The 12794-nt window shown below is 44.9% G+C and carries 15 protein-coding genes and 2 tRNA genes; 11 read left to right on the top strand and 6 right to left on the bottom strand.

Annotated features, from left to right (window positions below):
* Window positions 1-12 precede the first annotated feature (12 nt).
* Window positions 13-888 carry a dihydropteroate synthase gene (folP, locus tag ICW03_RS05495; RefSeq protein ID WP_215350213.1) on the top strand — a complete coding sequence of 292 codons (876 nt, stop codon included), beginning with the start codon at window positions 13-15 and terminating at the stop codon, window positions 886-888.
* Window positions 889-905: 17 nt separating this feature from the next.
* Complete coding sequence (glmM, locus tag ICW03_RS05490; RefSeq protein ID WP_215349951.1) at window positions 906-2249, top strand: phosphoglucosamine mutase; 1344 nt, start codon at window positions 906-908, stop codon at window positions 2247-2249.
* Between the two features lie 13 nt (window positions 2250-2262).
* Here the strand turns inward: glmM and ICW03_RS05485 are convergent, their stop codons facing one another.
* Both ICW03_RS05485 and ICW03_RS05480 read right to left on the bottom strand, forming a co-directional pair.
* Window positions 2263-4359, bottom strand: a complete 2097-nt coding sequence (locus ICW03_RS05485) for a TonB-dependent receptor (RefSeq protein ID WP_215349949.1) — start codon at window positions 4357-4359, stop codon at window positions 2263-2265.
* Between the two features lie 82 nt (window positions 4360-4441).
* Window positions 4442-4810: a hypothetical protein gene (locus tag ICW03_RS05480; RefSeq protein WP_215349946.1), complete on the bottom strand. Its 369-nt coding sequence runs from the start codon at window positions 4808-4810 to the stop codon at window positions 4442-4444.
* 60 nt (window positions 4811-4870) lie between these two features.
* Here ICW03_RS05480 and ICW03_RS05475 point away from each other — a divergent pair.
* The 6 genes from ICW03_RS05475 (at window position 4871) to ICW03_RS05450 (ending at window position 7443) form a co-directional block, all read left to right on the top strand.
* A tRNA-Pro gene (locus ICW03_RS05475) sits at window positions 4871-4947 on the top strand.
* Window positions 4948-4986: 39 nt separating this feature from the next.
* A tRNA-Arg gene (locus ICW03_RS05470) sits at window positions 4987-5063 on the top strand.
* A 73-nt stretch (window positions 5064-5136) separates the two neighbouring features.
* Window positions 5137-5484 carry a hypothetical protein gene (locus ICW03_RS05465; RefSeq protein WP_215349943.1) on the top strand — a complete coding sequence of 116 codons (348 nt, stop codon included), beginning with the start codon at window positions 5137-5139 and terminating at the stop codon, window positions 5482-5484.
* 65 nt (window positions 5485-5549) lie between these two features.
* Window positions 5550-6233, top strand: coding sequence for a DUF3313 domain-containing protein (locus ICW03_RS05460; RefSeq protein WP_215349940.1), 684 nt, complete (start codon window positions 5550-5552; stop codon window positions 6231-6233).
* A 9-nt stretch (window positions 6234-6242) separates the two neighbouring features.
* Entirely contained in the window at window positions 6243-6497 is a 255-nt protein-coding gene (locus ICW03_RS05455; RefSeq protein ID WP_215350357.1) for a hypothetical protein, read from the top strand.
* A 52-nt stretch (window positions 6498-6549) separates the two neighbouring features.
* Window positions 6550-7443: an alpha/beta fold hydrolase gene (locus ICW03_RS05450; RefSeq protein ID WP_215349937.1), complete on the top strand. Its 894-nt coding sequence runs from the start codon at window positions 6550-6552 to the stop codon at window positions 7441-7443.
* A 65-nt stretch (window positions 7444-7508) separates the two neighbouring features.
* Here the strand turns inward: ICW03_RS05450 and ICW03_RS05445 are convergent, their stop codons facing one another.
* The 4 genes from ICW03_RS05445 to wrbA all read right to left on the bottom strand — a co-directional run bounded on the left by ICW03_RS05445 (window position 7509) and on the right by wrbA (window position 10216).
* Window positions 7509-7694: a hypothetical protein gene (locus ICW03_RS05445; protein WP_015420997.1), complete on the bottom strand. Its 186-nt coding sequence runs from the start codon at window positions 7692-7694 to the stop codon at window positions 7509-7511.
* Between the two features lie 90 nt (window positions 7695-7784).
* Window positions 7785-9200 carry an FAD-binding oxidoreductase gene (locus ICW03_RS05440; protein ID WP_215349934.1) on the bottom strand — a complete coding sequence of 472 codons (1416 nt, stop codon included), beginning with the start codon at window positions 9198-9200 and terminating at the stop codon, window positions 7785-7787.
* A 3-nt stretch (window positions 9201-9203) separates the two neighbouring features.
* A complete protein-coding gene (locus tag ICW03_RS05435) occupies window positions 9204-9590 on the bottom strand; it encodes a DUF2069 domain-containing protein (protein ID WP_215349931.1) in 387 nt (128 codons plus the stop codon).
* A gap of 17 nt (window positions 9591-9607) precedes the next feature.
* Window positions 9608-10216: an NAD(P)H:quinone oxidoreductase gene (gene wrbA / locus ICW03_RS05430; protein WP_215349928.1), complete on the bottom strand. Its 609-nt coding sequence runs from the start codon at window positions 10214-10216 to the stop codon at window positions 9608-9610.
* A gap of 22 nt (window positions 10217-10238) precedes the next feature.
* Here wrbA and ICW03_RS05425 point away from each other — a divergent pair, with 22 nt between their 5' ends.
* The 3 genes from ICW03_RS05425 (at window position 10239) to aroC (ending at window position 12781) form a co-directional block, all read left to right on the top strand.
* On the top strand, window positions 10239-11087 hold the full coding sequence (locus ICW03_RS05425) for a YhjD/YihY/BrkB family envelope integrity protein (protein ID WP_215349925.1): 849 nt from the start codon (window positions 10239-10241) through the stop codon (window positions 11085-11087).
* A 79-nt stretch (window positions 11088-11166) separates the two neighbouring features.
* Window positions 11167-11622: a CBS domain-containing protein gene (locus ICW03_RS05420; protein WP_215349922.1), complete on the top strand. Its 456-nt coding sequence runs from the start codon at window positions 11167-11169 to the stop codon at window positions 11620-11622.
* Between the two features lie 43 nt (window positions 11623-11665).
* Complete coding sequence (gene aroC / locus ICW03_RS05415) at window positions 11666-12781, top strand: chorismate synthase (protein ID WP_215349919.1); 1116 nt, start codon at window positions 11666-11668, stop codon at window positions 12779-12781.
* Window positions 12782-12794: the final 13 nt, after the last annotated feature.

The following is a 12794-nucleotide window of genomic DNA, read 5'->3' as shown; positions in this document are numbered from 1 at the left end:
CTTTAGCCTTTGATGCTAAATCAAAGTATTCAAACAAAGCCCACAACATGGCGTTGTGGGCGTTTTCTTTTTGATTTTGCTAAACGTAAACGTCCAATAGTCATGGGCATTCTGAATGCCACGCCAGATTCATTTTCAGATGGCGGTAAATTTAGATCGCCTAAAGACGCAATTGCACAAGCAGAGCGCATGCTTGCTGATGGTGTTGATCTCATCGATATCGGCGGCGAATCAACCAGACCTGGTGCAGAACCCGTTGGACTCCAAGAAGAGCTGGATAGGGCGCTGCCTGTAATTGAGGCGCTCAAAGATTGCGGAGTTCCGCTTTCAATCGATACCTACAAATCAGAAACAATGCGCCAAGCACTGCATGCTGGTGTGGATTGCGTCAATGATATTTGGGCGCTTAGACAAACTGGCGCTGTAGACGTAGTATTGGAAAGTCAAAATTGCGGCATTGTATTGATGCATATGCAACGCGATCCTCTAACGATGCAATTTAATCCCGAATACATCAATGTGATTGCAGAAGTAAAACAGTTTCTAAAGGATCGAGCTAACTTCTTAATTTCTTCTGGCATTGCAAATGACCGCATTGCAATTGATCCGGGTTTTGGTTTTGGCAAAAGCTTGGAGCACAATCTCAATATGTTGGCAAACTTCGCTGATTTTTCAACATTAGGTTTACCTGTACTTGCGGGTATTTCTCGTAAATCCATGATTGGCAAAATAACCGGCAAAGGTACTAATGATCGAGTGGCTCCCAGTATTGCTGCAGCGATTATGGCGGCAGATCGTGGAGCTACTATTGTGCGGGTTCACGACGTAGCCGAAACAGTTGATGCTCTTAAGCTATGGGAAGCCATTCAAGTAGATATGTCTGCCTAAGTTTTATAATTAATCACATGAAAAAACAATACTTTGGCACCGACGGAATCCGAGGGGAGGTAGGCCAGTTTCCTATCGTTCCAGAATTTATGACTCGCTTGGGTTATGCGGCTGGCAAGGTATTAACACGCAATGCGAAGCCAGGCGAGCGCTGCAAGATACTGATTGGTAAAGATACTCGGGTGTCGGGCTATTTGCTGGAGGCGTCATTAGAGGCTGGATTTGCCGCTGCTGGAGTAGACGTCATGCTTTGCGGTCCCATACCAACGCCTGGCGTTGCATATCTCACTAAAGCTTTACGTTTATCCGCTGGCTTGGTAATTTCTGCATCTCACAACCCTTATCAAGATAACGGTATTAAATTTTTCTCCGCCAATGGGGATAAGCTATCTGATGATTTTGAATTGGCCATTGAGTCTGAATTAGAAAAGCCAATGGGATGCGTGAACTCCAAGGAACTTGGCAAAGCATTTCGCCTGGATGATGCTGCAGGACGTTACATTGAATTCTGCAAATCTACATTCCCTGGAGATTTAAATCTAAAGGGGTTAAAGCTTGTAGTGGATTGTGCTAACGGCGCTGCCTATCATACCGCTCCTCATGTATTTCATGAGCTTGGTGCTGAGGTGATTGCCATTGGCGTCAATCCTGATGGTCGCAATATCAATGATGGTTGCGGAGCAACTGCACCAGCAGCCTTAATAGCAAAAGTTAAAGAAGAAAAAGCGGACTTGGGCATTGCATTGGATGGTGATGCTGATCGTCTACAAATGGTGGATGCTTCAGGTCGACTTTTCAATGGAGATGAACTTCTATATGTGTTGGTAAAGGATCGTCTTGATCGCGGGCATGAGTTAGGCGGAGCCGTTGGAACATTAATGACCAATCTTGCTGTTGAAAATGCCATTAGAAATCTCGGCATTGGTTTTGAACGCGCCAATGTTGGAGATCGTTATGTTTTGGAATTGCTAAAGACAAATGGCTGGATCATTGGCGGTGAAGGTTCCGGTCACTTGCTATGCCTTGATCAACACTCCACTGGTGATGGCACAATTGCAGCCCTTCAGGTACTGGCTGCAATGAGTTTGAATAAGAAGGGGCTCGCGCAACTTTTGGAAACTGTCAAAACCTTCCCTCAAGTCTTGTTGAACGTGAGATTCAAACCTGGCTACGATTGGAAGTCTGATGAAGCTCTTAAGAAGCAAATTTCCTTGGTTGAGAATAATCTCAAAGATATCGGTAGGGTATTAATTCGCGCTTCTGGTACTGAGCCTTTATTGCGCGTGATGGTGGAGACTAAGGACGCTACTATGGCAATGAATGCCGCCAAGAGTATTGCTGACTTAGTGCCAATCTCTTAACACTGGCATCTACTTAGAATGTTCCTCTAAGACCGACCATGAAGCTTCGACCTGGTTGAGGTGCATAAAGCCTTACAGCCATTGGCGTTGTTGCATAGCGAATTTGCTCATTGAGTAAATTTTTCATATTCAGATAAATTGTCCAGTTCACTTGCTGAATTCTTTCGGTGTAAGAGATGCCAGCATTCAATAGGTTGTAACTTGGTGCAGGGCCTTGTTCCCAATTGGCTAAACGATTTTGTTGATAGCTGTAGATATAACTTACATTGCTTAGCCAGCCATTTCTTTGATGGGCGATCTCGGCTCCTATACGAGGCGCTGGTTGCAGCGGAAGATTTCCTCCGGCATCAAATGTACCCTGAGAGGCGTCACCAAAGATTCGGCCGCCGATACCAGGTTCTCGCCAGTTATACGTAATTTCACCTTCAATGCCTTTAATGGTTGCGGAGGCTTGTTGAGCTGTAACTACGCTAAACCCGTCGCCCTCCTGGCCACCATTATTGATGGAGTTACCGGTGTAATAGCCATAAATGTAGTTATTAAAACGATTGGCGTAGATACTGGCTTTGCTCCGAAGAATTCCCAAATTCTTTTGAAAGTTGAACTCCAGATTGTGAGAGACCTCTTTGCTTAAATTGGGGTTACCTATATCAAATGTTGCGGTGGATTCGTGTGCGCCATATGAATACAGCTCTTGGGCGCTTGGGGCTCGTTGAGATACTGTATATGCCACACCCAAGCCATGACCCTGCATAAAATTCCATAGCGCACCAGCCGAATATGACATCAAATTGAAATTTCGGTTTTGAAGAGTAATTCCTGGCGTAAAGGTACCGGCAGTTGTATCTTGCGCCTCAAGAACTGTGGTGGTATTTGGGTTTTGAGCAACATTGTTGTACCTGAGACCAAGACTTCCTTGCAGACTATTCCATTTGCCTTCCTCGATCCAGAATAGGGCATTGGAATTTGTTTTGGTCGGCGGAACAATTGCATAGCTGCCACTCCCTACCTCTGTAGCATTTAAGGATGCGGCTGTTAGCTGCGCACCAACTGTACCTTTCCATCCAAGCAGGGGATTATGACTTAGTTCAAAGCGCGCTTCATTTGCTAGATTTTTCCATAGCGCAGCTGCTTTACCAGCATTATTAAATTCTGTGTGGTTGTAATTGGTGTTCGCGGCGCTAAATTTAAATGATGAGAATCCATTGAATGGATCACGTGTTTGGTGTTGTAAATCGTATCGATTTTGTGTTTGGTTTATGGACCCACCTTCAGGAGTAGGAATTCCATAATTGTTATTTAGACGCTCGACAGAAACGCCGGTATATCCAGAATTACCAATATATGAAACACCAAAACCTAAATTATTTTGATTGCTAAAAGTATTGGGTAATTTTCCGGTGTAATTATTGCCACCATTTCCTGCGGGTGGGACCGTCCAACCACCAACAGGCTCACCCTGAGATTGCGTTGAGTTACCGGGAATTGAATAATTGTTGGCGTTATTAATTGCAGTATCTACATGAACGGCAACCGATCCTATAGCTCCGTCAACTTCAACAGATCCAGCGCGGCCATTATTTACAGTCTCATAACTAGTGTTGAATGCACCCGTAGGTCGATCGGGTAAATTTGTTAGGATTCGGTCATTGACAACATTCACCAAGCCACCGCTGGAGCCCGAACCATATAGTAGGGCGGCAGCGCCACGCAATATTTCAACCTGATGGGTATTTTGCATGCTGTTACCAACAGCATGATCTTGCGATATATTGGATACATCTCCAACTGATAAACCGTTTTGCAGAATTTGTACACGGGAGCCTTCGAGACCTCGAATAACGGGACGGGATGATCCAGCGCCATAGCCGGTTGCAGATACTCCCAACTCATTAGCCAATGTTGCACCCAAGGTTCCCCCTAATTTATTCGCCAGCTCATCGCCCTGGAGAATCTTGGTTGGCGTCAAAATACTTTGTGCAGCCTCATGGCTGCCGGTTGCAGTTATCTCAAGACTGGGGGCTTGATTTTGAGCTATTGAATAAGAGCTGAAAAAGCCGCCCAGTAGCACGCAAATAATGCGCGGCTTTAATATTTTTTTACACTGCATTTGAAACCCTTTTATTCTCGCATCCTAATAATGGAAGCAAATAAATCATTTACTAGATAATGGATCTAGTCGCAATAACGACTTATAAAAGAAGGGTTGGTGGTGCTCTTGACTGATAGTGCTCGGTGACGGCTTGGACAATGAAGGTGTTGACTAATCCATCAGACTGATTGTCGTGATTGCCCAAAGTTCCGGGAGAGATCGTGTCAGACGCTAAGAATCCAGCTAAGGTAATAGCATCGAATAAGTGACATACATCTGAGCTATGGCTTAAGGATGGGGAAGCGTGTACTGCAATCGTGCTTGCTTCAGATTGGCTTTGCATGTTCGCATGCGAAATGCTATGAGACAAACCTATCCAGCGGGTTCCCAATAAGCAAAATGCAAGCAAAGCAACACTCAGGGCGACTTGAATTTGCTTCTTAAATTTGCTCGAAAAATAGGCAGCCATGCCACGAATATTACAGGATTTGCCTGTAATAGTGCTCTCGGTGTAGAATATCGGTTCCGTCGGAGTGTAGCGCAGCCTGGTAGCGCACCTGCTTTGGGAGCAGGGGGTCCAAGGTTCGAATCCTTGTACTCCGACCACCATCTCTTTTGTTTTACGATTTTCAGTCCCAGTACTTACTGCCTATAGCTCAGCTGGATAGAGCAACGCCCTTCTAAGGCGTAGGTCGCACGTTCGAATCGTGCTGGGCAGGCCACCCCCTCATTCTTGCGCCCTAAATTGTGGCTAATCTGTCTTTTAAGTTATCCGCTACGACTTAGAATGAATCAATGCATATAAATTTCCTCAAGATTTGCTCTTTATTTAGCATCATTTATTTCCTTTCAGCATGTTCGGTAGCTAAATTAGAAGCAAGACTTGAAGCTAATCCGCAGTGCAAAGATGTTATCAATCCAAAAACAGGCGCACTCATGCCTTGTCCTGGGTCAGAAAAGGCTTTCTACAAAGAGGCAGGCTTAGCTCCAGTAAAGGTGGAGCCCCTAAGCAGCATTCCAGCAAAACCTTCTCCTGGCACTTCAACTTCAGATGCTGGGGCAAAGATTGCCGTTCAAAACGATTGCAAGCCTCAGATTCATAAAAAGACTGGCGGAACCTTGCCTTGCCCCGCACCAGAGTAACTTTAAGTAGGTATGATCATCCGTATTAGAACTCCCTAACAAACAAATTGACCCATGGAAACGCTATGAAAAAAATGAATGTATTGCTGGTTACCTTTGCCACTGCGATTGCTTTGGGCGCCTGTAGCAATGCTCCTAGATTAGCGACTGAATCAATGCCAAGATCTGGGTTTTTGCCGGATTACAACCTTCTAGTTCCAATGGCTACTAGCGATAGCGATACCCGTGTTTGGAGATATCGAGTCTCTGGCGTCAATCCAGGGGCATATACATCTGTAATTCTTGATCCAATCTACTTGAATCAAAATGCAACTAAAGATGTCAGTCTCGAACTGATTAATAAAGCAAAAGCTGCATTACAGGAATCAATGGTCGAGGCTGTTAATGCGCGCGGGAATATTCGCATTGTTACTAACCCTGGTCCAGGAGTTGCGCGTATTTCAGTAGGCATTACTGGTGCAGAAAGTTCGGCAAATAGTTTGCAGCCTTGGAACTTCACACCAATAGGATTAGCCATGAATGCTGCAGCTTATGCTGGTGGCGTTAATGCTAAAACACCTGCACTTTTAGTCGAAAGTAAAATTATTGACAGCCAATCTAAGCAACTATTGGGTGAGGGTTTAATTACCGTTCAAGGTGAATCTTTCCGAACAAATGCTGGGTCCGCAGATTCTTTTATTGCTATGGCTAAAAAGGTGGTTCGCACCGCCTTAGAAACATCGGCCAATCCAACTCCAACTGGTAAATAAGTTGCTTACATGAAAATATCACCCTTTGCTTTAACTCTCAGTCTTATATTGGCAGCGCCTATACTTGCGCAGGCAGATGATGCATCTCGTGACCAAGAAATTATTGAACGCTTTACAAAATGTGACGCTAATAAAGATGGGAAGCTAACCAAGGAAGAGGCGAAGGGGTGTATGCCTCGAATCTACAACAACTTTAGTTATATTGATAACTCTGGCAAAGGTTACGTTACTGTTGCTCAAATTCAGGCAATGGCAAATAGATAGTTGCATTAAACCTCTAGCGCCTCTTTCGGAGCTCTTTTTTATTGGATGAATGATGGCAGTTTCTTTTCCTGGTTTTACAGAAAGCAAAATTACCGTTTTATCAGATGACGGTCCAATTGAAATAGCTTATTTAATTGGTGGTAGCGGTCCACCATTATTGTTATTACATGGCTTTCCTCAAACTAAAGCAATCTGGAGTCAAGTTGCGCCTGAGCTTGCGAAACACTACACCGTTGTGGCCTCAGACCTCAGGGGCTATGGAGCCTCTTCAAAGCCTCATGGCAAAACAGACCATTCCACTTATTCAAAACGTTCAATGGCGGCAGATCAACACTCGCTAATGCAAACATTGGGATTTGATCAATTCTTTTTGCTTGGCCACGATAGAGGTGGGCGGGTTTCTCATCGTTTGGCTCTAGACTTTCCTGAGAGCGTACTTCGTTTAATGGTTCTGGATATTTCCCCAACATTAACGATGTATGAAAAAACCACAATGGCATTTGCAAAAGGCTATTGGCATTGGTTTTTCTTAATTCAACCTGAGCCTGTACCTGAAACGATGATTGGTGCAAACCCAGAGTATTGGTTAAAAAATCATATGGGTCGTCATGCAGGCACAGGTATTTTTTCTGTTGATAGATGGGCTGAATACTTGGCTGGTGCTAGCAGCCCTCAATGCATGCATGCAATGTGTGAGGATTATCGCGCTGCAGCCTCGATTGATTTAATTCATGATCGCGCAGATCGATCTACTGGCAATCTATTAAAAATGCCCCTAAAGGTTCTTTGGGGTGAGCACGGACTAGTCAATCAGTGTTTTAAGCCGCTCGATGACTGGCAAGGTGTGGCAATGAATGTCACAGGTAGGGCCGTTCCAAGTGGTCACTACATCCCAGAGGAAATTCCAGAGGTTTTGCTATCTGAGGCCAGGAATTTTTTTAGCTAGGAAAGCAAAATGCTGCAATAAGAGAAAAACCCCAAATAAATCAATTATTTAGGGTTTTTTTAACATTACTCTGGGTGAAAGTTGTTGCTGGCCATGAAGCTGATCGTGCGTTCAAAGCCTAGGATACGGATATAGCGCCAGGCAATATCGCGATATTTGCTATCTAAATAGCCAATTGCGACTTCAGGCGTCCTTTTGGACAAGTCGATCTGTTGAATTGCGCGGGCCCAGCGTTTGAGTCTTGTTGACATATTTGCCACCTCCATGTCCATACAACGCATGAAAAAGGAGGAGAGATGACATGAATTACAAAAAATTTAACAAAAAACTGTTTAATTTCTCTAAATGGAGACAACTTTATGTGGGTTAAGGATATTTTGGGGGTCTAGGGCTGATTTGAGGGTCCTCATAAGCTCATGAGCAACCTCACCCTTATGACCCCTTAAATCGTCCAATTTAAGCTGACCAACCCCATGTTCTGCGGAGATTGAGCCTTTGCAACGCTCCACTTGGGCATAAACCAGACCATGAATCAGCTTTTCGTTTGCTTCATTGAAGGCTTTAGGGTTCACGCCCAATGGTGGGGCTATGTTGTAGTGCAGATTACCGTCACCAAGATGCCCAAAATTAATGATTCTGACGCCTGGAAACTTCTCCCTTATCAAGGTGTCGGTCGTACGTATAAAGTCATCCAGTGATGACAGGGGTATGGTGATGTCATGCTTCAGGTTTGCGCCTTCTTCAGCTTGCGCAAGGGTGATGTGCTCGCGCATGTGCCAAAACATATTTGCTTGAGTTAAATTGCTGGCGATTACCGCATCGCTAATAATGAGTTTCTCAAAGGCATCCCCCAAAATTGTTTCAAGAAGTCTCCTTACATGTTCTTCACTTTCGTGATCCGATAATTCAATTAAAACTGTGTATGGCGGATTTCCTTGTAATGGATTGACCATTTGTGGAAAGTGCTTTTCATTCAGATCCAGAGACTCTCTAGTCATCATTTCGAAGCCCGTGAGCAAAGAGTTTGCTCGTTTTTGAAAGAGAGTTAGCAGCTCAATGGTAGATGCAATGCTTTCGCAAGCGACCAAAGTTGTCCATTGTGATACGGGAAGGGGATACAGCTTCATAACTGCCGCCGTGATGATGCCAAGAGTACCCTCTGAGCCTATAAATAGGTCCCGCAAGTCATAGCCAGTATTGTCTTTGCGCAATCCTTTAATGCCGTTCCAAATATCTCCTTTGGCAGTCACTACTTCGAGCCCTAAGCAAAGATCTCGTGTATTTCCATAGCGCAGTACATTGGTTCCGCCCGCATTAGTTGCTAAGTTACCGCCAATCATGCAGCTACCTTCGGCGCCAAGACTAAGCGGAAACAGGAAGCCATTTTCTACAGCTGTTTCTTGGACTGTTTGCAAGATACATCCAGCCTCGAGGGTAATCGTTTGGTTTGCAATATCAATTTCACGAATTTGATTCATTCGCTTGAGGTTAAGGGTCACCTGATTGCCGCTATTATCTGGTGTGGCTCCACCACAAAAACCGGTATGTCCACCTTGTGGAACTAGTGCAATTTGGTGCTGAGCGCATAACTTTACGATTTCTGCAACTTCGTTGCTAGTGCTCGGCAATAGAACAGCAAGTGCTTTTCCGCTAAATCGCTTCCGCCAATCCGTTAGATAGGGCGCCTTATCTTCATCCTGAGTCAATATATATTTCTTATCAAGCACTTCGGATAGTTGGTTGATGAAGTTTTGCATTTTTTATTTTTCAGCAGAAATCTTCTTTAAAGCTTTAGCCTCTTTTTTAATTGGCTTCAAATACATTAACAAGCAAATAAAACCAATGGTTGCGATTAACGTTTCAATCGCGGCAAGCCAAAAATTAGCGCCAGTTTCTAGGATGCGCACTAAGCCTTCAGTGACATAAAGCAAGATCAACATTGAGGCCCACTGCATGGTGTAGACATTTCCCTTCCATAGACCAGGAATGGCAAATAGCAAAGGAATGCCCTTTAGGATTAACCAAGATCCACCGGGTCTTAGTGGGGAGATGAACCACTCCCAACATACGCAAAGAATAAATAAGTCTACAAAGGCAGCAGTAGCTATAAGTTGGTAGGGGTTCTTATCGAGGATCTTTTTAATCATGATGCACTTTAAACGCCTTACGTTTTATTTGGGTACAACATTAAAGCGGCTTCAGCCAGACGCTTTCCTTGCGCCTTAGCTAAACGTTGCTCTTCTGGACTGATTGGCGCTCGACCATCTGCATGTGCAAGATGTGTAACGCCATAAGGGCTACCTCCAGTACTGGATGACATCAGATCTGGTTCGCTATAGGGAATACCCATCACCATCATGCCGTGATGCATTAGTGGAATCATCATCGTCAACAGAGTGCTTTCTTGGCCCCCATGCATGCTGCCGGTGCTGGTAAAGACGCAAGCGGGTTTGCCAATTAGGGCTCCATTCATCCACTCAGAGGAACTGCCATCCCAAAAGTATTTCATGGGGGCGGCCATATTGCCAAAGCGGGTGGGGGATCCTAAAGCGAGTCCGATACACTCCTGCAGGTCTGAATATTCCACATAAGGCGCCCCATCTTGGGGGATGGAGGGTTCGGTTGCTTCGCAAACGGTAGAAACGGCGGGTACTGTTCGTAGCCTGGCATTTACCCCATTTACGCTTTCAATGCCCTCAGCTATAAGGCGCGCTAGATCCTTGGTTGCACCATAGCGGGAGTAGTACAAAACTAAAATATCGGGTTGGCTCATATTGATCTCTTATGATACGGCGATGCGCCTCATTCGTAACCCCCAATTATGGCTCTCTCTTGGAAAAGAGATCTGGGAGCGCAATCGTGGTCAAAATTTAAAGCAAATTGCCGCGAGCCTAGCTTTTACAACGACCTTATCAATGGTCCCCATGGTAACTATAGCCACCATGTTAATTGGCTACTTGCCAAGTGTTATTCAAGTCAAAAATGCATTTAAAACCTGGCTTTTGGATACCTATATGCCTGGCGGCATCAATCAACAAGTGTTTGTTTACTTGGATCAATTTTCTTCGCAAGCTAAGGGCTTAACATTCGTGGGCTTAGCGGGCTTAATCATCACCACAATTATGACTTTGGCTGTGATTGAGGGCGCCTTTAATCAGATCTTTAGGGTCCATGCAAGTAGACCTCTATACAAAAAAATCGCCATCTATAGCGCCGCAACAATTTTGGGGCCAATACTGCTAGGTATTGGCATATATCTCAGCGGTATTTTGTTTAGCGCATCGGAAGGGTGGATCAGCGCCATATCTTTTGGCTTCCAATTAGTGGCAACTATTGCACCCATTTGCTTGGCAATTGTTGTTTATGCGGTGGTCTATAAAGTTCTTCCATACGCAAAAATCTTGTGGCGTGATGCTTTTGCTGGGGCTTTTGTGGCGGCACTAGCTTTTGAGTTGATGAAATTTGGCTTTGCTATTTTCTTAAGTCATACTGCCTTCTATAAGACGGTTTACGGGGCTTTTGCCATCTTCCCCTTGGGTTTGATGTGGATTTATATGACCTGGTGGATTACCTTAACTGGTGCGGTCCTTGTGGCAAATCTTCCAGAAATCCGCAGTGGCTTCATTAGGGTTATTCGTTACTAAAAGTAATGACTTAACCCTTGATTCAGAGTGGTCTTAAGTCTATATTGATTACATACATGCATTGTTTTTTGGAGATCAAATGAAAGTTCGTGACATATTGCGCGTTAAGGGCAGCACCCTTTTTACGGTAGCTCCAGATACAGCCCTACAAACGGCGGTTCTGGTGATGAGCGAACACGATATTGGCTCCCTGGTTGTCATGGAGTACGACAAGCTGGTCGGCATTCTGACTTTCAGAGAGGTTATTGCAGCATTAGCAAAGCATCATGGCAAGCTCGAGGGTTTGCAAGTGAGCTCAGTTATGAATCAAAGACCTCTTACCTGCAATATGGAGACGGAGATAGATGAAGTTCGTCGCATGATGTTGGTAGACCACGCTCGGTATCTGCCGGTGGTCGATCAAAAGATGTTGATGGGTGTAATTTCTTTCTATGACGTTGCGAAATCCGTAGTGGAAGCTCAGGACTTTGAAAACACGATGCTCAAAGCCTATATTCGCGACTGGCCTGAAGATACCGAAAAAACAGCTTCTTAAGCTGTTCTGACCATCATTTTCTGACAAATGACATAATGTCGGTATGTCAGGAAATACATTAGGCCTTCTCTTTACAGTCACCACTTTCGGTGAATCCCATGGTCCGGCTATTGGAGCGGTAGTTGACGGCTGCCCACCGGGTATGGAGCTTTCTGAGGCTGATATTCAGCTTGATTTGGATCGACGCAAGCCCGGCACTTCAAGACATGTTACTCAGCGCAAGGAAGAGGATAAGGTTGAAATTCTCTCCGGGGTTTTTGAAGGTAAAACTACCGGTACTCCGATCGCACTATTAATTCGAAATACTGACCAACGTAGCCAAGACTATGGCGATATTTTGCAGACCTTTAGACCGGGTCATGCGGATTATGCATATCAATCAAAGTATGGCATTCGTGACCCTAGAGGCGGCGGAAGATCTTCTGCGCGCTTAACGGCCCCGGTTGTAGCTGCTGCAGCGATTGCAAAAAAATGGTTGCATGAAAAATATGGCACGCAGTTCTATGGCTATATGAGTCAATTAGGTGAACTAGAAATTCCATTTAAAGACGTAGCAGAAATCGAAAAGAATCCTTTCTTTGCTGCTAATGCAGATATGATTCCTCAGCTCGAGACTTATATGGATGACTTGCGCAAAGCAGGTGACTCTTGTGGTGCTCGCATTGAAGTTCGCGCTCGAAATGTTCCTATAGGGCTGGGCGAGCCATTATTCGATAAGTTGGATGCTGATATTGCGCATGCCATGATGGGTATTAATGCGGTGAAGGGTGTTGAGATTGGTGCAGGCTTTAAATCTGTTGCTCAGCGTGGTAGCGAGCATGGGGATGAGCTTCACCCTGATGGTTTTGCTACTAACAATTCTGGTGGAACTCTTGGCGGTATCAGTACTGGACAGGATTTGCGCGTATCCATTGCCATCAAACCCACTTCAAGCATTATGAGCCCCAAGCAGTCGGTAGATTTAAATGGCAAACCTATAACCGTTCAAACGAAGGGCCGGCACGATCCCTGTGTTGGTATACGCGCAACCCCAATTGCCGAAGCAATGCTTGCACTCGTGCTAATGGATCATGCTTTGCGTCATCGCGCTCAATGCGCTGATGTCCTTGCGTCTACTGCGTCCATCCCAGCAGCAAAGCCGGGCTCTTATCGCGATTGATATGGCCGATTAA

This window comes from Polynucleobacter sp. MWH-Aus1W21, assembly GCF_018687275.1.
In the GTDB taxonomy this organism is placed as follows: domain Bacteria; phylum Pseudomonadota; class Gammaproteobacteria; order Burkholderiales; family Burkholderiaceae; genus Polynucleobacter.
The sequence above is the reverse complement of the archived record's forward strand: the minus strand, read 5'-3'. Positions and strand labels throughout refer to the sequence as shown.